This window comes from Bacillus sp. ISL-47, assembly GCF_018613175.1.
Taxonomy (GTDB): Bacteria; Bacillota; Bacilli; order Bacillales; family Cytobacillaceae; genus Cytobacillus.
This window is the reverse complement of the sequence record NZ_JAGGQS010000020.1, coordinates 166,178-187,078: the sequence shown is the minus strand read 5'-3', so window position 1 is coordinate 187,078 and position 20,901 is coordinate 166,178. Positions and strand designations below refer to the sequence as shown.

Annotated in this window: 18 protein-coding genes; 16 read left to right on the top strand and 2 right to left on the bottom strand. The window is 41.7% G+C overall.

The window, feature by feature from the left end; genetic code table 11:
- The first annotated feature begins 129 nt into the window (after positions 1–129).
- Positions 130–579: a small multi-drug export protein gene (locus J7I93_RS08245; RefSeq protein WP_214987847.1), complete on the top strand. Its 450-nt coding sequence runs from the start codon at positions 130–132 to the stop codon at positions 577–579.
- 86 nt (positions 580–665) lie between these two features.
- Here J7I93_RS08245 and sspI read toward each other — a convergent pair whose 3' ends face one another.
- Positions 666–872, bottom strand: coding sequence for a small acid-soluble spore protein SspI (gene sspI, locus J7I93_RS08240; RefSeq protein ID WP_214725104.1), 207 nt, complete (start codon positions 870–872; stop codon positions 666–668).
- Positions 873–1,014: 142 nt separating this feature from the next.
- Between sspI and J7I93_RS08235 the strand changes: the two genes are divergently transcribed.
- The 3 genes from J7I93_RS08235 (at position 1,015) to pheT (ending at position 5,789) form a co-directional block, all read left to right on the top strand.
- Entirely contained in the window at positions 1,015–1,764 is a 750-nt protein-coding gene (locus J7I93_RS08235) for a TrmH family RNA methyltransferase (RefSeq protein ID WP_214725103.1), read from the top strand.
- A gap of 549 nt (positions 1,765–2,313) precedes the next feature.
- Entirely contained in the window at positions 2,314–3,351 is a 1,038-nt protein-coding gene (gene pheS / locus J7I93_RS08230; protein ID WP_214725100.1) for a phenylalanine--tRNA ligase subunit alpha, read from the top strand.
- 23 nt (positions 3,352–3,374) lie between these two features.
- Positions 3,375–5,789 (top strand): phenylalanine--tRNA ligase subunit beta, encoded by a 2,415-nt coding sequence (gene pheT, locus J7I93_RS08225; protein ID WP_214725098.1) that lies wholly within the window; start codon positions 3,375–3,377, stop codon positions 5,787–5,789.
- A 273-nt stretch (positions 5,790–6,062) separates the two neighbouring features.
- Here the strand turns inward: pheT and rnhC are convergent, their stop codons facing one another.
- Positions 6,063–7,001 carry a ribonuclease HIII gene (rnhC, locus tag J7I93_RS08220; RefSeq protein ID WP_214725097.1) on the bottom strand — a complete coding sequence of 313 codons (939 nt, stop codon included), beginning with the start codon at positions 6,999–7,001 and terminating at the stop codon, positions 6,063–6,065.
- 189 nt (positions 7,002–7,190) lie between these two features.
- On the opposite strand from rnhC, the gene zapA reads away from it, so the two are divergent.
- The 12 genes from zapA to J7I93_RS08160 all read left to right on the top strand — a co-directional run bounded on the left by zapA (position 7,191) and on the right by J7I93_RS08160 (position 20,772).
- Positions 7,191–7,451 (top strand): cell division protein ZapA, encoded by a 261-nt coding sequence (zapA, locus tag J7I93_RS08215; RefSeq protein ID WP_214725095.1) that lies wholly within the window; start codon positions 7,191–7,193, stop codon positions 7,449–7,451.
- 2 nt (positions 7,452–7,453) lie between these two features.
- On the top strand, positions 7,454–7,996 hold the full coding sequence (locus J7I93_RS08210) for a CvpA family protein (protein WP_214725093.1): 543 nt from the start codon (positions 7,454–7,456) through the stop codon (positions 7,994–7,996).
- Between the two features lie 151 nt (positions 7,997–8,147).
- Positions 8,148–9,866, top strand: a complete 1,719-nt coding sequence (gene polX / locus J7I93_RS08205; RefSeq protein ID WP_214725091.1) for a DNA polymerase/3'-5' exonuclease PolX — start codon at positions 8,148–8,150, stop codon at positions 9,864–9,866.
- Between the two features lie 28 nt (positions 9,867–9,894).
- Positions 9,895–12,252, top strand: a complete 2,358-nt coding sequence (locus tag J7I93_RS08200; RefSeq protein WP_214725089.1) for an endonuclease MutS2 — start codon at positions 9,895–9,897, stop codon at positions 12,250–12,252.
- 140 nt (positions 12,253–12,392) lie between these two features.
- Positions 12,393–12,800, top strand: coding sequence for a DUF350 domain-containing protein (locus J7I93_RS08195; RefSeq protein ID WP_214725087.1), 408 nt, complete (start codon positions 12,393–12,395; stop codon positions 12,798–12,800).
- Positions 12,801–13,160: 360 nt separating this feature from the next.
- Positions 13,161–14,864, top strand: coding sequence for a long-chain-fatty-acid--CoA ligase (locus J7I93_RS08190; RefSeq protein WP_214725085.1), 1,704 nt, complete (start codon positions 13,161–13,163; stop codon positions 14,862–14,864).
- 361 nt (positions 14,865–15,225) lie between these two features.
- Complete coding sequence (locus J7I93_RS08185; protein WP_214725083.1) at positions 15,226–15,810, top strand: fatty acid metabolism transcriptional regulator FadR; 585 nt, start codon at positions 15,226–15,228, stop codon at positions 15,808–15,810.
- Positions 15,811–15,852: 42 nt separating this feature from the next.
- On the top strand, positions 15,853–16,626 hold the full coding sequence (locus J7I93_RS08180) for an enoyl-CoA hydratase (RefSeq protein ID WP_214725081.1): 774 nt from the start codon (positions 15,853–15,855) through the stop codon (positions 16,624–16,626).
- A gap of 297 nt (positions 16,627–16,923) precedes the next feature.
- Positions 16,924–17,697, top strand: coding sequence for an electron transfer flavoprotein subunit beta/FixA family protein (locus J7I93_RS08175; RefSeq protein ID WP_214725079.1), 774 nt, complete (start codon positions 16,924–16,926; stop codon positions 17,695–17,697).
- A 40-nt stretch (positions 17,698–17,737) separates the two neighbouring features.
- A complete protein-coding gene (locus J7I93_RS08170; protein WP_214725077.1) occupies positions 17,738–18,715 on the top strand; it encodes an electron transfer flavoprotein subunit alpha/FixB family protein in 978 nt (325 codons plus the stop codon).
- A gap of 205 nt (positions 18,716–18,920) precedes the next feature.
- Positions 18,921–19,235: a thioredoxin gene (gene trxA, locus J7I93_RS08165; RefSeq protein ID WP_110067892.1), complete on the top strand. Its 315-nt coding sequence runs from the start codon at positions 18,921–18,923 to the stop codon at positions 19,233–19,235.
- A 328-nt stretch (positions 19,236–19,563) separates the two neighbouring features.
- A complete protein-coding gene (locus J7I93_RS08160; protein WP_214725075.1) occupies positions 19,564–20,772 on the top strand; it encodes a hypothetical protein in 1,209 nt (402 codons plus the stop codon).
- Positions 20,773–20,901 lie beyond the last annotated feature (129 nt).

The window sequence follows — 20,901 nt, the reverse complement described above, 5'->3', positions numbered from 1 at the left end:
ACGCACTACAGGAATGCTAAATCAGCCGTTTTAGAGGATATTCATTTTCCAGCTCCAATCAACACTTTATAAATAGATCGGAAGCCAAAAAGCTAGAGAATCACCGGAAACAAACAATAATAAAGCGGGGTGGAAAATATCATCTGGGAATATATATTAGTTTTCATATTGGCCGCCATTCCATGGATAGAAATAGCGGCAGTTATTCCAATTGCCATCGTGAAAGGGCTGAACCCTCTCCTTGTTGCCGTTTTATCATTTGGGGGGAATTTTCTGACTGTCTTCCTGCTGATTGTTCTGTTTGAGCGTTTTCAGCTTCGGCGGAGTAAAAAGAAGGGGCCAGAGGAAAAAGAGAGCGGCCGGGCAAAAAGAGGCAAGAAGATTTGGAACCGATATGGATTACCCGGCTTGGCTCTTGCAGGCCCTATTCTTATTGGCACCCATATAGCTGCAGCAATCGCGATGGGACTTGGTGCAAAAAAACAATGGACCACCCTTTGGATGGTCGTTTCGCTCGTATTATGGAGCGGAATTTTTGCCATCGCAACTCAATATGGCTTTGAGTTTTTCTTAGGCTAATGGAAAAACTGCACCTATTTGTTAGTTGTGTCTAACAATGGGGTGCAGTTCATCAGAGAGCAATTTTTCTATTTTACGCGTCTTTGTTATTTTAGCCCGCTTTCTAAAACTTGCAGCATTTCCTGCTTATCATCTTCAGAAGAGTTTTTCCAAATGACTTCAAATAGAACGCCTAATCCAGGAAGCATTTTTTCTTCCCCATTTTGAATTGCATCTACAATTGTATCTTTTAGTTCGTCTTGAGAGTTGCCAGACACATTGTGTAAAATGGCATTACGCAGGTTTAAATTCACCTTCATGCACTCCTTCCAGATATAATTCGTTATTATGTTCTCTAATTTTGCTTTTATTATGTATTCCAAATAGGCTATAATGAAAAAATTGTATAAAAGAAATTCCAGACCAACAGGATTTTCTATAAAAGGAGAGACAGTGTTGAAGCATATTCAATCTGCAAAGAATCCAAAAATTAAGGATTGGAAGAAACTCTTAACAAAAAAAGAGCGGGATAAAACAGGAACTTTTTTGGTTGAAGGCTTTCATTTGGTTGAAGAAGCGCTTGCAGGTAATCAGGTTTTGGAAATTATTTTAAACGAATCCAGGGACATGCCTCCTGGATGGGATTATGGAGATACCCCTGTAACTATGGTAACGGAGGAGATCATTGGGCTGCTGGCTGATACAGAAACGCCGCAAGGGATCCTTGCTGTTTGCGAACAGGCGAAGTCCTCTGCTGATGTGGAAGGCAATAGGTATTTGCTGATTGACGCGGTTCAGGATCCCGGCAATTTGGGGACCATGATCCGGACAGCAGATGCAGCAGGAATGGATGCCGTCATTGTGGGCGATGGAAGTGTGGATGTTTATAATCCAAAGGTTCTTCGCTCTGCTCAGGGCAGTCATTTCCATTTGCCGGTTATAAGGGGAGACCTGTTTGAATGGGTGAACAGGCTCAAAGAAAATAATGTAACTGTTTTTGGGACAGCACTAGAAAACGCCAGGGAATATACCGAGGCCGAACATGCCGAGTCCTTTGCCCTGCTGGTTGGGAATGAAGGAAGCGGTGTCAATAAAGACCTGTTAGCCCTAACAACTGCCAATCTCTATATCCCGATTTTGGGAAAAAGTGAATCGTTGAATGTAGCGGTCGCTGCCGGAATTCTGCTTTATCACCTAAGAAAATAAAAAATGGGCAGCATTTTTATGAAAACCGTTTGAAACGGCATGAAGAATATACTATAATTAACACCAAAATTATATGAAACAAACGATGACGGAGTACAGTACTTTGTTAATGCCTTTTCAGGGAGAAAATGCCTTAGACTGAAAGCATTTTTATTGGGATTGCAAGGGAAGTTTCATCTCCTGAGTTGGCATCGGGACCATTGAAAGTGAGAGAAATACCCGGCTGTGACAGAAAGCATACACTGTAGTTTGATAACTGTCTAGCTCCGGCGCCTAGGGGCTCGAGGTCATAAGCCAATATGTCAATAAGGTAAAAACCGACCTTCATGCCATCTTGCCTTATGCTTGTCGCCCCTGGGCAAGTCGCCTCCGCTTTTCGATGTAAAGATGTACCGGCATCAGCCGTTATCCCAATGAAGTGAACACGTGCTATATGTACATATATGTGTTAAAAAGGGTGGTACCGCGAAACCTCGTCCCTTTATGGGGATAGAGGTTTTTTGTTTTGGAAAAAAAGTAAAAGGAATCAATTAAAGGAGGATTTTTTAGATGCAAGAGCGTTTAAAAGAACTGCAAACTGAAGCGTTGGAAAAAATCAGCACAGCTGCTGATTTAAAAGAACTAAATGATATCCGTGTATCTTATCTTGGTAAAAAAGGTCCAATTACAGAAGTTCTAAAAGGAATGGGGAAATTGTCAGCTGAAGAGCGCCCGAAAATGGGGGCCCTTGCGAATGAAGTGAGAGATAGTATTGCTGCTGGAATTGAGAAGAAGCAGAAACACCTTGAAGAAGCAGCGGTCCAGGAAAAACTGGCTGCTGAAAAAATTGATGTTACTCTTCCAGGACGTCCTGTTAAAACAGGAAACCACCATCCATTAACACTCATTATCGAAGAAATTGAAGATTTGTTCATTGGAATGGGCTATACAGTGGCTGAAGGTCCTGAAGTTGAAAAAGACTATTATAACTTTGAAGCATTGAACCTTCCTAAAGGCCACCCTGCCCGTGATATGCAGGATTCTTTCTATATTACAGAAGAGATTCTACTTCGTACCCATACTTCGCCAGTGCAGGCAAGAACAATGGAGCAGCATGAAGGTAAAGGACCTGTAAAGATTATTTGTCCGGGTAAAGTGTATCGCCGTGATAATGATGATGCAACACACTCTCATCAGTTCATGCAAATAGAAGGACTTGTTGTGGATGAGAATATCCGTATGACAGATCTTAAAGGAACACTTGAAGTATTTGCAAAGAAAATGTTCGGAGAAGACAGGGAGATTCGTCTTCGTCCAAGTTTCTTCCCATTTACAGAGCCATCTGTTGAAATGGATATCTCTTGTAAAATTTGCGGCGGAAAAGGATGCAGCGTATGTAAAGGAACAGGCTGGATTGAAATCCTCGGTGCCGGAATGGTTCACCCGAATGTTCTTGAAATGGCAGGATTCGACTCCAAGAAATACACAGGCTTTGCATTCGGAATGGGGCCGGAGAGAATTGCTATGCTGAAATATGGTGTAGATGATATTCGCCATTTCTATACAAATGATGTTCGATTCTTAAAACAATTTTCAATTCATGAATAAAACGAGGTTGAGGAGGATATTACATGTTCGTTTCATATAAATGGCTTCAGGAATATGTTGATTTATCTGGCGTTACACCTGAAGATCTTGCAGAAAAGATTACAAAAAGCGGTATTGAAGTTGAAGGCGTAGAGGTTCTGAATGAGGGAATAAAGGGTGTTGTCGTAGGTCATGTACTTGAAAGAGAACAGCATCCAAATGCCGATAAGCTTAATAAGTGTCTTGTAGATACAGGTGCGGGTGAGCCTGTACAAATCATTTGTGGAGCTCCCAATGTCGATAAAGGACAGAAGGTAGCTGTGGCAACAGTCGGAGCCGTACTTCCAGGCAATTTCAAAATAAAGCGTGCCAAACTTCGCGGAGAAGAATCAAATGGGATGATTTGCTCCCTGCAGGAGTTAGGCATTGAGAGCAAACTTGTCGCAAAGGAATATTCTGAAGGGATCTATGTTTTCCCTGGAGAAGTTGAAGTTGGGCAGGATGCTATTGAGCAATTAAACCGTGACGATCAGGTTCTTGAGCTTGGATTAACGCCGAACCGTTCAGACTGCTTAAGTATGCTGGGGGTTGCCTATGAAGTAGCAGCCATTTTAGGCAGAGAAGTAGAACTTCCAGAACCTCAAGTGGAAACTGCATCTGAAAAAGCGTCTGATTATATTGATGTGCAGGTAGAAGCAGCAGAAGATAATCCATTGTATGTAGCAAAAGTCGTTAAAAATGTTAAAGTGGGTCCATCTCCAATTTGGATGCAGGCGCGATTAATGGCAGCCGGGATTCGCCCTCACAACAATGTGGTCGATGTTACTAACTACATCCTGCTTGAATACGGGCAGCCGCTTCATGCTTTTGACTATGACCGTTTGGGATCAAAAGAAATTTTTGTCCGCAGAGCAAAAGAAGGTGAAGTCATTGTTACACTTGATGATGCCAAGCGTGAGTTAACATCTGACCATCTTTTAATTACTAATGGCAGTGAGCCGATTGCACTTGCCGGCGTTATGGGCGGAGCTAATTCTGAAGTACAATCCGATACTAAGAATGTACTTATTGAATCAGCTTATTTCAAAGGTGCAACTGTAAGAAAGGCTTCCAAGGATCATGGCCTTAGAAGTGAAGCGAGCTCCCGTTTCGAAAAAGGAGTAGACCCGAACAGAGTCAGGGATGCTGCAGAAAGAGCGGCCCAATTGCTTGCTGAATATGCTGGCGGTGAAGTGCTGGAAGGTTCTGTAGAGGCAGATTCACTCCAGATTGAGCCAGCAGTGGTTTCCGTAACTCTTGAAAAGATTAACCGCGTGCTTGGTACAGCGTTGTCCATGAAGGAAATAGAGGAAATCTTTGCCCGCCTTCAATTTGAAACAGCAGTTGATAATGATACAATCACTGTTACCGTGCCGACACGCAGAGGCGACATCACGATTGAAGAAGACCTAATTGAAGAAGTTGGCCGTTTATATGGCTACGACAATTTAACCTCTACTCTTCCGGTCGGAGCTTCTACACCAGGCCACCTTACAGAATATCAGAACAAACGCCGATTGGTCCGCCGATATCTTGAAGGAGCCGGACTTTACCAGGCAGTGACCTATTCATTGACGAATGAAGCAAAGGCGACTCAGTATGCTTTGGAAGAGCGCAAACCTGTCCAATTGGCAATGCCAATGAGTGAAGACCGCAGTCTTCTTCGCTTAAGCATCGTGCCGCAGCTTCTTGAAGTATTAAAATATAACTCTGCACGTCAAAACGACAGCCTCGCTGTGTATGAAACAGGAGCCGTCTTCCTTTCCAATGGAAATGAGCAACTGCCTGAAGAACGAGAGCATCTGGCTGGAGCGGTTACTGGACTATGGGAAAGCCACCTATGGCAGGGGGAAAAGAAGCCTGTTGATTTTTACGTCGTAAAAGGAATTCTTGAAGGCTTATTTGATAAGCTGGGACTTTCCGATAAAATAGCTTTCAGACAGTTTGAAAAAGCTGGCATGCACCCGGGCAGAACGGCAGAAGTAGTGCTATCCGGAAATTCAGTTGGATTTGTCGGCCAAGTCCATCCAACTGTAGAAAAAGAACTTGATCTAAAAGAAACCTATGTATTTGAATTGTCATTGAAAGCTATTTTGGAAGCAGAAGTTGCTCCATTGCAATATGAAGCAATCCCCCGTTTCCCATCTATCACTCGTGATATTGCCCTTGTGGTTGAGAAGGGAGCTGCAGCTGGCGAGCTTGAAGCCATTATTAAAGAAGCTGGCGGCAAGCTATTAAAAGACGTTCATGTATTTGACCTGTACGAAGGCGAGCGTATGGAGCCAGGCAAGAAATCGATTGCCTTCTCCCTAAAGTACTTCGATCCTGAACGCACATTAACAGATGAAGATGTAGCAAAAGCGCATGACAAAGTATTGGATGCTGTGAAGGAAAAAGCCGGAGCGGTATTAAGAGGATAGTAAAGAGGAAGGCAGCCTGTTGGGCTGCCTTTTAATTTTGAAAAATTAGCCATTATAAAGCTATTCGGCCGGTAAAAGGCTAAGTTCGGCCGGTATTTCATTGGTTTTGGCCGGTAAATATATAAAATTGGCCGGTAAATGTCCTTTTTTGGCCGATAAATCCATCAATCAGCATCGATATCTCCTTGAAAACCAGTCATTCAACGAATATGTGTTAGAAACCTACGTTTTTACAAAGAAAACAACCAATCTTCCCAGATTGGCTGTTTCTAATTACTTATATTTCCGGCTATTCAGCTTCATTGCTTTTTCAGTATTGGCAAAGTGCAGCTTCACAAACGCGGGCAGTGCTTCACGGCCTTTTTCCTTGATCAGTCGTGCAGCCGCTTCATCTACCTTGGGCCCGGCGCCCTTAGTAATCGTAAAACCAGCCTGTTTGCTTAAATTTTCGAAATGGCGTACAAATGCATAGCGGGCCAGTATGGATGCAGACGCTACTGCCAGGTGGATTCCTTCGGCTTTCGTGCTAAAAAAAACACGCTCCCTCTGGATGGTTTGCTGATTTTTTAAATAGTTAAAGTAAACTTCTTCTTTGGCAAATTGATCGATCAATATAGCTTCCGGCTTTTCAGGAGCAATTTTACCAAGAACATGCCCAATCGCCTTATTATGCAGCAAAGCCTTAATTTTTCCCTGTGACATGCCTGATTGCTGCAGCTTGTTGTATTTTTCATTATGCAGTGTTAAAAGGCTATGTGGTACGATATCCTTAATTTGCTTAGCAATTTCAATGATTTTTTCGTCTCCAAGATTTTTTGAATCCTTTACGCCAAGCTCCTTCAGTAAAGGGATTCGTTCTTTCTTTACATAAGCTGCGACAACGGTGATTGGGCCAAAGTAATCGCCGGTGCCAACCTCATCCGAACCTATCACTGAAAGGGTACTGATATTTTCCGGAAGGTTAGCTGCGGCCGGGCTTTTCTTTTTGCTTGGCTGGGCGCTACGTGTGGTATCTCCCCATTTGTTGGCTTCTTGTTCACTTCCGCTCCCCTGGAATAAGACTTTGCCCGATTTGTAAGCGGTGATTGAACAGCCGGGAACCTTTGCTGCAAAGATACTTCCTGGAGGCTGCTTATCGTTCAAATGTCGGGAATAATAGGTCTTCATTTCTGAAATTTCATTTGCTTTTTTTAAAAGTACAACTTGGCTCATTCTATATCTCCTCTATTGTTTATAATTTCAGTTTAGTGTTTTTTGCCTGATTACAGATTCATTTCCCAGCCTTCCTTATGGAAAAAGTTTTACATGAACTATGCTCTTTTGACATGCTTTGACTTCCCACCAATATACGTTCATGTTATGATAATGAGTAGGATTCTTTAAAGAAGGAGGGCATGGACGTTGTCACAAAAAAATCGAACAAGCGTAGATATATATGGACAGCAATATGTAATAGTAGGCTCCGAGAGCTCCAGCCATGTTCGCCTTGTTGCTTCGCTGGTTGACGATAAAATGCGTGAAATCAGTTCGAAGAATCCTTCACTCGACATTAGTAAGTTAGCCGTACTAACCGCAGTCAATGCTGTTAATGATTATATAAAGCTAAAAGACCGTCTGGAACGGCTGGAAAACGAATTAAATAGAGTAAAGGACGGAAAATAGTCATGCTGGATCTCGCAATTATCATTATATTAATTTTTGGCTTTTTCATTGGGCTAAAAAGAGGATTTATCCTGCAATTAATTCATTTAACAGGATTTATTATCGCTTTTATAGTAGCCCGTATGTATTACCAGGAGCTTGCGCCCAAGTTGACATTATGGGTGCCATATCCAAGCTTTAGCAGCGACTCGGCGATTCAAACGCTTTTTGAGAATGCAAATCTTGAAGATGCTTACTATCGCGCCATTGCCTTTGTCGTGATTTTTTTTGCGGTGAAAATTCTGCTGCAAATTATTGGCAGTATGCTTGACTTTGTTGCGCATCTGCCGATATTAAAGCAGCTCAATGTTTGGGCAGGCGGAATACTCGGATTTATTGAAGTCTATCTTATCATGTTTATTCTATTATACATAGCCGCACTTGTTCCAATTGAAGTGCTGCAGGGACCTATTAATAATTCCATTCTGGCGGAACAAATGGTTAAGAATACGCCTGTTCTCTCCAAGCAGTTAAAAGAAATGTGGGTTGAATATATGGCAGCGTAACTTCTCTATTTCTAGAGAAGTTTTCTTTTTGAAAGGCTAAAAGCAACATCACTTTACGGAAAAAGCCTTTTGAAAATGGCCCTGATTTGAAGTTGCACTGCTAAATAAGAGATAATATTGATACTAATACTGTTACGGGCAGGTGGTTTGAATGAGTATAAATAAAAAAGATGTGATCAGGCTTTTGGAAACAATCGCTGTTTATATGGAATTAAAGGGAGAAAATCCTTTTAAAACAGCAGCTTTCCGCAAGGCGGCACTTGCACTTGAATCTAATGATGAAAGTTTGTCTGAAATTGAAGACTTTACAAAGTTGTCCGGGATCGGGAAAGGGACTGCGGCCGTAATTGAGGAGTACATTAAAGAAGGAAAGTCTTCCGTCCTGGATGAACTTAAAGAAGAGGTTCCTTCAGGCTTAATTCCGCTGCTCCAGCTTCCAGGCTTGGGAGGAAAGAAAATTGCCAAGCTTTACAAAGAATTGGGCGTCGAAAATGCGGCAGACCTAGAAGAAGCTTGCCGCAATAAAAAGGTACAGGACCTTGCAGGCTTTGGCAAAAAGACCGAAGAAAAGATATTGGCCGCCCTTGAAAACGCAGGCTCAAGGCCGGAACGCCTTCCTCTTGCATTTATGCTTCCGATAGCGGAGGGCATTGAGGCAGCTCTGGCTGATATGAAAGACATTCAAAAATACTCCAGGGCAGGAAGTTTAAGGAGAATGAGAGAAACGATTAAGGATCTCGACTTTATTATAGCTACCGAAAATCCTGCATTTGTAAAAGAGCAATTATTAAATCTTCCAGGAATTAAAGAGGTTATCGCAGCGGGAGATACTAAGGTTTCTGTCGTGTTTGAGCATTCCTATGATATATCGGCTGATTTTCGTTTGGTGCAGCCGCATGAGTTTGCGACAACTCTGCATCATTTTACCGGCTCAAAGGATCATAATGTCAGAATGCGGCAGCTGGCCAAAGAGCGCGGGGAAAAAATCAGTGAATACGGGGTTGGAAATATGGAAACAGGTGAAGTTGTCACTTTTTCAACAGAAGAAGAATTTTATGCCCATTTTGGACTTCCTTATTTCCCGCCTGAAATTAGGGAAGATGGAAAAGAAGTGGATGAATATAACAAAGATATGGTGTTAATATCCCTAGAAGATATCAAGGGTGATCTTCACATGCACTCGACCTGGAGTGATGGCGCCTATTCCATTGATGAGATGATTGAAGCCTGCCGTTCCCGCGGCTATAAATATATGGCCATTACAGACCACTCACAGTATTTAAAGGTAGCTAACGGTTTAACAGCAGAAAGGCTTCGCCAGCAAAAAGAAGAAATTAAGCGCCTTAATGAGAAATTCGATGATTTTACGATATTATCAGGAGTGGAAATGGATATATTGCCTGACGGCTCGCTTGATTATGATGACGAGCTTCTGGAAGAGCTGGACATTGTTATTGCTTCCATCCATTCTTCTTTTTCACAGCCAAAGGAAAAAATTATGGCTCGCTTAAAAACAGCATTGCAGAATGCCCATGTCGATATTATTGCACACCCTACCGGTAGATTGATCGGCCGTAGGGAAGGATATGAAGTGGATATGGAAATGCTCATTGAACTGGCTAAACAAACGAATACTGCATTAGAGCTGAATGCAAATCCAAATAGGCTTGATCTTGCCGCAGAGCATATTAGGGAAGCACAGGAAGCAGGCGTCAAGATTGTGATTAATACCGATGCGCATAAAATAGATACACTAAACCATATGGAGATTGGTGTTTCCGCGGCTAAAAAAGGATGGATTAAGAAGGATTCTGTCCTAAACGCTATGGACACAGAAGATTTGCTCAAATTCCTGAAGGAACGCAATTAGGAATTTGACTTGAAAGGGGAAAGTCCTCATGCAAGAACGAGTTTTAAAGATACTTGAATTCAATAAAGTAAAAGAACAGCTGCTTGAGCACGTTTCATCTTCCTTGGGAAGGAGGAAGGCAGAAAATATTCTTCCTTCAACAGATTTTGAAGAAGTAATCCGCAGGCAGGAAGAAACGGATGAAGCAGTTACTGTGCTCCGTATTAAAGGCAATGTGCCATTAGGTGGCATTTTTGATATTCGTCCGCATGTGAAAAGGGCAGTTATTGGGGGAATGCTGAGCCCGCAGGAGCTCACTCAGGTTGCCAGTACGATCCATGCAAGCAGGCAAATGAAAAGATTTATAGAGGACTTTGCAGAAGAGGAAAGCAGCCTGCCTATTTTGCAGGGATATACAGATAAAATTATTGTTTTGGCGGATTTGGAGACGTCCATCCGCAATGCTGTCGATGAAAACGGTGAAGTGCTTGATAGTGCTAGCGAGGCGCTTCGGTCACTCCGCAATCAGCTGCGCACAAAGGAATCACGTGTAAGAGAGCGCCTGGAGAGCATGATTCGTTCTTCCAGCGCGCAAAAGATGCTTTCAGATGCGATCATCACCATCCGCAATGACCGATTTGTTATCCCTGTAAAGCAGGAATACCGCGGCCATTATGGCGGCATTATCCATGACCAAAGTTCATCCGGGCAAACTTTATTTATTGAGCCTCAATCGATTGTCCAGCTAAATAATGAACTTCAAGGCATCAGGGTAAAAGAGCAGCAGGAAATCGAACGAATTTTGATTGCGCTGTCCGGACTTGCAGCTGAATACAGTGGTGAATTGGAGTCAATTGTAGAAGTGCTTGGGGAAATTGACTTTATGTTTGCTAAAGCAAGGTACAGCAAACGGATTAAGGCATCGAAGCCTAAAGTCAATAATGAAGGAAGGATATCTTTATTTAAAGCGCGCCACCCGCTTATACCTGCCGACGAAGTGGTCGCCAATGATATCACATTGGGAGATGAATACTCCACCATTGTTATTACTGGTCCAAACACGGGAGGTAAGACTGTTACGCTAAAAACGGTTGGCCTTTGTACATTAATGGCCCAGGCAGGCATGCAGATCCCAGCCCTGGATGGCTCGGAGACTGCCGTTTTTGGGGCTGTATATGCGGATATCGGGGATGAACAGTCCATTGAACAAAGCTTAAGTACCTTTTCTTCGCATATGGTCAATATTGTGGATATCCTGAATCATGTCGATTTTAACAGCCTTGTTCTATTTGATGAGCTGGGAGCTGGAACTGATCCTCAGGAGGGGGCTGCCCTTGCGATTTCCATCCTTGATGAAGTCTACAAGCGCGGAGCCAGAGTTATTGCCACTACCCATTATCCTGAACTCAAAGCCTACGGCTATAATAGAGAAGGAGTTATTAACGCAAGTGTAGAATTTGATATTGAAACGCTTAGCCCAACTTATAAGCTGCTTATTGGTGTACCGGGGCGAAGCAACGCTTTCGAAATATCAAAACGCCTGGGGCTCAATGACAAAGTGATTGATACGGCGAGGTCCTATATTGGTGCAGATACTAATCAGGTTGAAAAGATGATAGCTTCCCTTGAAGAAAGCCGAAAGCAGGCGGAATCTGACAGGGAAGAAGCAAATGATTTATTAAAGAATGCAGAAAAACTCCATAAAGATCTGCAAAAGCAAATGATTGAATTTTATGAGCAAAAAGATTCAATGCATGAGAAAGCAGCGGAGAAAGCTGCAGATATCATTGAAAAAGCTAAAGCTGAGGCAGAGCAGATTATTCGTGATTTAAGAAAGATGCGCATGGAAAAGCATGCGGAGGTTAAGGAACATGAGCTGATTGAAGCGAAAAAACGATTGGCTGAAGCTGCTCCGCAAATAAGGAAAACACAAAACAAAGCAAAGCCTAAAAATGATAAACACACCTTTGCACCTGGCGATGAGGTCAAGGTTTTAAGCTTTGGACAGAAAGGCCATCTGCTGGAAAAGGTGTCGGATAAGGAATGGCAAGTCCAGATTGGGATCTTGAAAATGAAGGTTGCCGAGAAGGATTTGGAATACATTAAGAGCCCTAAGCCAGTTGAAACAAAGCCAATGGCTACAGTAAAGGGTAAAGACTTTCATGTGAGTCTTGAGCTGGATTTGCGAGGTGAACGATACGAAAATGCCCTGTTAAGAGTAGAAAAGTATATTGATGACGCTCTTTTGGCAGGCTATCCGCGTGTGTCCATTATTCATGGAAAAGGTACTGGGGCCTTGAGACAAGGTGTTCAGGAATATTTGAGAAACCACAGATCTGTTAAAAAAATCCGATTTGGCGAAGCAGGAGAAGGCGGAACAGGTGTTACAGTTGTTGAGTTTAAATAAGATATTTGCTTCCGGGCCTCTCTTCTAGCTCATCAGCAGGACCAGAGCTTTTCTAATAACCGTTTGAATCCGGGCAGCAAGTTCGGCCTTGAACTGAACATCTGCGAAAAGACCTTAAATTCCAACCGGGGAGAATGGAAATGAACCAATTTTGGGAAAATGAATATATTCAGACAGCCGCGTATTACAGTGTTGTTATTTTATGTATGATTGTTTTTTTAGCCATTTTTGAACTGGTCACCAAGTACCGCAATTGGGAAGAAATCAAAAATGGAAATATTGCAGTTGCAATGGCAACTGGAGGAAAAATATTTGGGATTGCGAATATCTTCAGGCATTCGATTTTGCATAATGATACATTAATAACGATGATTGTTTGGGGAATATTCGGATTCGTTCTATTATTGATCGGCTATTTTATCTTTGAATTTTTAACACCTAAGTTTAAAATTGATGAAGAAATCGAGAATAATAATAAAGCGGTCGGCTTTATTTCGATGGTGTTATCGATTGGTTTATCGTATGTCATTGGGGCAGGTTTATCTTAAGGAGAGATTTATTGCAGTGGAAAAACTAGCTAAAGTTTTACTGGTTCTTAGCGGAGCATTTCTTCTCATAGGAGCCATTTATTTATTTTTCATCGTGTAATGTTTTAGTGATAGAGGTAAATACAAAAAAACGCCATTGTAGTATGGCGTTTTTTTCTTTTTAATTTTACAGGAATTTCCCAGTATAAAGGACAACCTTCTATAAAATTTTCTGCCTATGTGAAAGGTCTTATTCTAATTGTCATAGAGACGGCATTATATTATAATAAGAACGAACAGTTAGAATGTTCTAAAAATTTTTCGGTTATGTTCAAATTGGAGAAGGACTCTCCCTTTGAGCATTCAATAAGGAGGGACACAATGGCAGAAACAAAACCATGGCTAGAACAGTACCCGGAAGAGATCCCCTCAACCTTGTCATATCCCAGTCAGCCGGTGCAGGATTATTTAAAGAAAGCAGCAGATGAATTCCCGGAAAAAGTAGCCATCCAATTTATGGGGAAGGAACTGACCTATAAATATGTGTATGATTCTTCCCTTAAGCTGGCTGCGTATCTGCAGAATATCGGGATTGAAAAGGGAGATAGGGTAGCAATCATGCTCCCAAACACCCCGCAGTCTGTTATCAGCTATTACGGAATTTTGATGGCTGGAGGAGTTGTTGTACAGACAAATCCATTGTATATGGAACGAGAGCTTGAATATCAAATGAAGGATTCAGAGGCAAAGGCGATCATTACAATGGACATTCTATTTCCAAGAGTGACTAAAGTGATGCCTCAAACAAATTTAGAACATATAATTGTAACCGCTATCAAAGATTTCCTTCCATTCCCTAAAAATCTGGTTTATCCATTTATGCAAAAAAAACAGTATGGCATTGTCGTCAATGTGAAACATGAAGGACATAACCATTTGCTTACAGAGATTTTAAAAAGGCCTGCTGAACCACTCGTAATTCATAAATTTGATTTTGAGGAAGACTTGGCTTTATTGCAATACACCGGGGGTACTACCGGTTTTCCAAAGGGTGTTATGCTATCGCATCGGAACCTGGTTTCCAATGCCGCAATGTGCAAAGCATGGCTTTATAAATGCAGGCGCGGCGAGGAAGTGGTACTTGGCATTTTGCCATTTTTCCATGTGTATGGAATGACAACAGTAATGATTTTGTCTGTAATGGAAGCGCACAAAATGGTGCTCTTGCCTAAGTTTGACCCTGAAACAACATTGAAAACAATCCAAAAGCAGCGCCCAACATTATTTCCTGGGGCACCGACCATTTATATTGGCTTATTAAATCATCCGGATCTGAAAAAATATGATTTGTCTTCCATTGATTCTTGCATCAGTGGATCAGCAGCTCTACCTGTTGAAGTCCAGCAGAAGTTTGAGGAAGTAACAGGCGGAAAACTTGTTGAAGGCTACGGCTTAACAGAGTCTTCACCCGTTACTCACGCGAATTTTCTATGGGATCGTCCGCGTGTTAAAGGAAGCATAGGCGTGCCTTGGCCGGATACTGATTCAGCCATTTTTTCACTAGAGACAGGTGATCCGCTCCCAGTAGGGGAAGTTGGTGAGATTGCAGTAAAAGGCCCTCAGGTAATGAAAGGCTATTGGAACCGCCCAGAAGATACTGCACAGACTTTAAGGGAAGGCTGGCTGCTGACAGGGGACCTTGGCTACATGGATGAAAAGGGATATTTCTATGTTGTGGACAGGAAAAAAGATATGATCATAGCTGGCGGGTTTAATATTTATCCGCGTGAAATAGAAGAAGTACTTTACGAGCATCCTGCAGTACAGGAAGTAGTAGCTGCAGGAATTCCGGACCCTTACCGGGGTGAAACCGTAAAAGCTTATATTGTGCTGAAAGAGGGCTCAGAAGCGACCGAAGATGAGTTGAATCAATTTGCAAGAAAGCATCTTGCAGCCTATAAGGTACCTAGGCTATACGAATTCCGACAAGAGCTTCCAAAGACAGCTGTCGGAAAGATATTGAGAAGAGCACTTGTTGATGAGGAAAAAAAGAAATTAAAAGAAGAAGAGGAAAAGCGGGCTTAATTGCAGAGACCGATTCCCATCGGCTCTTTATTTTTGATATATTATGCTTGTCCGTTGTTTTAAGTAATGTCATAATGAACTATATATTTCCGGCGGTAATTTCTTGACAGAAATGAATTGTGCTACTATTATAAAAACATGAATGATGATTCATTCATTTTATGCAACGAAACGAATTTTACAGGAATAATTAAAATCATAGTTAAACTATTGGCTTGCTGGTTCTTATTTTACTGGTTAAAAAAGCAGCACGGATGGTGATTTCACGTAAAGGCAGGCGATCCCATCCGGCTGCACCAAATAAAGGAAAAAGTACACTGCCGTTTAGCTGGTTTTTAATTCTTGAAAGGAGGGGAATAGCTTGAAGAAAACGAAACCCAAATACCGGCAAATTATTGATGCGGCGGTAGTTGTGATTGCCGAAAATGGCTATCACCAGGCACAGGTATCAAAAATTGCAAAACAGGCAGGTGTCGCTGATGGCACCATATACTTATATTTTAAAAACAAAGAAGATATTTTAATATCCCTCTTTCAGGATAAAATGGGTTACTTCGTAGAGAAAATCGAAGAAAAAATTGCAGGAAAAGAGAAAGCTGCAGAGAAACTATTAATGATGGTAGAAACGCACTTTAAAATGCTCTCTCAAGACCGCCACCTGGCAATAGTCACCCAGCTCGAGCTGAGGCAGTCCAATAAAGATCTCCGCCATAAAATCAATGAAGTCCTTAAGGGCTACCTTGCCTTAGTGGAAAAAATACTGGCAGACGGCAAGGATAGCGGGGAGTTTTCAAGTGATCTGGACATAAGGCTTGCCCGGCAAATGATATTTGGCACGATGGATGAAACGGTAACGACATGGGTGATGAATGAACAAAAATATGACCTTACTGCTTTGGCAGAACCCGTTCATAAGCTGCTGATCAACGGTTGCGGGAATGTTTGATCCTCATAAAGTGCTATTAAAATATAGTAAGGAGGAATATGATTGGAATATTTAAAATGGTCCCATCAGGATATGGTGGCGACGATCACAATTGAACGTCCGCCGGCAAATGCTCTTTCGTCCGGTCTGTTAAAAGAGATGTCAGCTGTTCTGGATGAAGTTGAACCGAATGAAGATATCAGGGTAATTCTTATCCACGGAGAAGGCAGATTTTTCTCCGCTGGCGCTGATATTAAAGAATTTACGACAATAGAAAGCGGAGATGCTTTTTCCAGCCTCTCAACCTATGGACAGGACTTATTCGAGAGGATGGAAAAATTCCCTAAACCGATTATTGCAGCCATTCATGGTGCTGCTCTCGGCGGAGGACTAGAACTGGCAATGGGCTGTCACTTCCGCCTTGTTGCTGAGAATGCAAAGCTCGGTCTTCCAGAGCTTCAGCTTGGATTGATTCCTGGCTTTGCCGGAACGCAGCGTCTTCCTCGCTTTGTTGGTGCAGCACGTGCAGCAGAAATGCTATTCACAAGTGACCCAATCACAGGCCTGGAAGCAGTCCAATATGGCCTGGCAAATCATGCTTACCCTGAAGAGGAGCTATTGGAGTACGCCTATAAAATGGCCAAAAAGATTGCCAAGAAGAGCCCTGGTTCTATTAAGGCAGCGATTGAATTATTGAATTATGGGAAGACTGGACAGTTCTATGAAGGCGTTAAAAGAGAAGCAGAATTGTTTGGAGAGGTTTTTGTTTCGAATGATGGTAAGGAAGGCATATCTGCCTTTATTGAAAAGCGAGAACCGGACTTCACCGGGCAATAGTTTTTCAAAGATTTGTCCTGAAAGATTACATTCATTCTCATAATCTATTATAATGGACTTGTATGCGGATGATTTAATCTTCAGAAGATTCATTGGTTAAATTCTGGTCTGCCAGCGAGCGGCCGCTCAATCACATGATTTTGGGCGGGCGCAGCAGATTGGCCTTTCTGTATGCCTTGAATATTTTCAATCTTTCGAAGTGCAGAAATGTTTTTATTAATGGCTATGTTAACGTGCATTGTGGGAGAGGAAATCAGCAGGCAAGTTTAACAGAGCTAAATTACTAGGAGGGAAATCATGAACATCTACGTATTAATGAAGAGAACATTTGATACTGAAGAAAAAATTACGATCTCCGGCGGCAAAATCAACGAAGATGGCGCTGAATTTATCATTAACCCTTATGATGAATATGCGATAGAAGAAGCGATCCAGGTTCGCGATGCACAAGGCGGAGAAGTTACAGTAATTTCCGTGGGAACAGAGGAAGCTGAAAAGCAGCTTCGCACAGCGCTTGCCATGGGTGCAGATAAAGCTGTTTTAATCAATACAGAAGATGACCTCGAAGACGGAGACCAATTTACAACTGCTAAAATTTTATCAGAATATCTAAAAGATAAAGAAGCGGACTTAATTATTGCCGGGAATGTAGCCATTGATGGCGGTTCAGGCCAAGTAGGGCCACGAGTAGCTGAGCTTCTGGGCATTTCCTATGTTACAACCATCACCAAGCTTGAAATCAATGGAAGCTCTGCTACTGTAGTACGTGATGTTGAAGGTGATTCTGAAGTGATTGAAACATCCCTTCCTCTATTGGTAACTGCTCAGCAAGGCTTAAACGAGCCGCGTTATCCATCATTGCCTGGAATTATGAAGGCAAAGAAAAAGCCTCTTGATGAGCTTGAGCTTGACGACCTGGATCTTGAGGAAGACGATGTTGAAGCAAAAACAAAAACAATTGAAATTTACTTGCCGCCTAAGAAAGAAGCAGGAAAAGTTCTTGAAGGCGAATTGGAAGATCAAGTTAAAGAACTGGTTAACCTTCTTCATACCGAAGCCAAAGTTGTCTGATCGGCATTAACTGATAAAAAAAACGCAGGGGGTAAAACATATGGCTAGAAAAGTATTAGTGTTAGGTGAAGTCCGTGACGGTTCATTGCGTAATGTATCCTTCGAAGCGGTAGCAGCAGGCAAGACTGCAGCAGAAGGCGGAGAAGTTGTAGGTGTTTTAATCGGCGAATCTGTAAGCGCTTTAGCTCAGGAATTAATCCAGTATGGGGCTGATCGTGTAGTAACTGTTGAAGATGAAAAATTAAAACAGTATACTCCAGATGGATATTCTCAGGCTTTAATGGCTGTTATTGAGTCTGAAAGCCCTGAAGGACTTATTTTTGGACATACAGCACTAGGAAAGGACCTTGCTCCTAAGATTGCTGCCAAATTGGAATCAGGATTAATTTCCGATGTAACGAGCCTTGAAGAAGCGGGTGGAAACCTTGTGTTCACACGTCCAATCTATTCAGGAAAAGCTTTCGAAAAGAAAATCGTAACAGATGGCTTGCTGTTTGCGACTATTCGTCCAAATAATATTTCTCCATTGGAGAAAGATGAATCAAGATCTGGCGATGTTTCTTCTGTTTCTGCAGATATCAAGGATCTTCGTACAATCATTAAAGAAGTTGTCCGCAAAGCAAGCGAAGGCGTCGACTTATCGGAAGCAAAAGTAATAATTGCTGGCGGCCGCGGTGTTAAAAGCGAGGAAGGCTTTGAACCATTAAAAGAGCTTGCGTCTGTTCTAAATGGAGCTGTTGGTGCATCACGCGGAGCTTGTGATGCGGATTACTGTGACTATTCATTGCAAATTGGACAAACAGGTAAGGTCGTTACTCCAGACCTTTATATTGCTTGCGGCATCTCTGGAGCGATCCAGCATTTAGCGGGCATGTCAAACTCAAAAGTAATCGTAGCCATCAATAAAGATCCTGAAGCAAATATCTTTAAAGTGGCCGATTACGGTATTGTTGGGGACCTTTTTGAAGTTGTCCCAATGTTAACAGAAGAGTTCAAAAAACTTAAAGTAAATGCGTAGAATGCAGCTGTTAACCTAATCATGCTGTGTTTACAATACAAAAGGGCGGCTTTGAGCCGCCCTTTATACATAAGCAAAATAAGGATAAATATGAATATTCCGCTTAAAATAGGGTAAATTACGATCGAGCAAATTGTTAGCAACATATTATAAACGATGATATACTGTCGTTAGTATTTGAGTTAAAATTTAGGAGGCATATCAAATGGCTATTACACATGCAACTGATCAAAACTTCACTACAGAAACAGGTTCTGGTTTAGTGTTGGCTGATTTCTGGGCTCCTTGGTGCGGGCCTTGCAAAATGATCGCTCCAGTATTGGAAGAGCTTGATTCTGAAATGGGCGATAAAGTTAAAATCGTAAAAATCGATGTTGACGAAAACCAGGAAACGGCTGGTAAGTTTGGCGTTATGAGTATACCAACATTAATCGTTCTTAAAGACGGTGAAGTAGTAGACAAAGTAGTTGGTTTCCAGCCTAAAGAAGCTCTTGCTGAACTTCTTTCAAAACATGCTTAATATCTGTAAAAATCCCGGTGTCCTTAAAAGGGCATACGGGATTTTTTTGTTCTTTTCTAAAGGCTCTTATCGTAAAGATTGTTGTTTGTGGACGATAAAGCTTGCCCGTTGATTTCCGCTCCAGTCATAACGAAAACAGCCATTCTTCATTTCGCATCGCCCTATTCTAATATTAAGTTTGCAAAATAGACAAATAACTTTTAATTCTCTCATTGACAGTGAGAATCATTCTCTATATAATAATGATTGTTAATGAAAATCATTATCATTTAATTTGATAACTTAATAATTTAATAAATTCATTTCATTCACAGGAGGAATACATAACATGAAAAAGAGAGAATTAAGAAGAATTTTTGCAAGCTTCCTAGTAGCAAGTGTGGCGCTTACTGCATGCAGCAGCGGCGGTAATGAGGCAGAGAAGCCTGAGGAAAATAAGCAGGAAGAAAAGGCTGCAGAAGATCAGGAAGAAACCAAAGAAGAAGCAACTGAAGAGAACGCTGCAGCTGAGCAGACAAGTGTTGTTGGTGAAATGAAAGCAGAGCTGGATAAAGCAACTGAAAATCAGGAAGTAGATTGGGATTTAGTCATTGAAAAATACCAGTCCGGGCTTCAAAACGCAGTTAATGAAGTAAATGGGGAGTTCGACGGAACCATTATGGCAGCACTGGAAGCTGGAAAATCAGGTGATATGGATGCCAATATTGCGCGTCAGCTTGTAGATAAGACAGTCCAATCTTATTTCTATCAAAAGCAGAAGTCACTTCACAAAGAAGCGGCAGAACTACTTGCTGAAGGAAATCAGGAGGAAGCTGAGAAGGCGTTTGAACAAATTAAGCATCTTGCAGAAAATGTTTTTATCCCTACAGCTGAAAAAAGAGATAACTACTATGAATTAAGCGGAGAAGCAAGCATTGCAGAAAATATCAGTGCTGGGCTTGAAGCACAGGAAGAAGCTCTCTCTTCAGGGAATGCAGATGACTTCAATGTATATATTCAATTAACAGATAAATCAGTATACAAAAGCTATTATCTAGCATCAGCTTCTTATGCCGAAAAAATTGAAGCGGCTGTTAAAGAAGGCAAAGAAGAAGCTGAATTAAAAATTATGCAGGCAGAAGCATGGGGCTTCTATCAGGCAATAAAAGGATCACTATCAGGCGGGGATGAAGAAGCTGCAAACAAGTTGAATGAGCTATTCTCATTAGATGCTACAGAACCAGCTTCTATCAAAGCTGACGAAGTAAATAACCTTTTTAACAAAGCGATTGTTGGCAAAATAAAAAGCTATCATGAAAAAGTTCCAACATCACTTGATGAAGAAAAAATGGTAGATGCAAAAACCCAGGCTCTTGAAGGGAACATGTTCCTGAAAGCTCTCCAAATCCAATTAAATGGAAAACTTGGTGAAGATAAAGCACAGGAAGCATTTACGCATGCAGAAGAATGGTTTAATGCTGTTTCAGAAGGCAATAAAGAAGAAGCAAAAACACATAGTGATGCGATCATCGAGTCAGTTGATCAATTGCTTCAATAAAAAAAGAGGCCGCAGATTTGCGGCCTTTCTTATTGAAGTATTCCTGAGAGCCAGTATTTTGGAACTGCCTGATTTAGACAGACAGGAAATCCATCTGCGGCTATGATAGAATAGCATTTGTCTATCTAT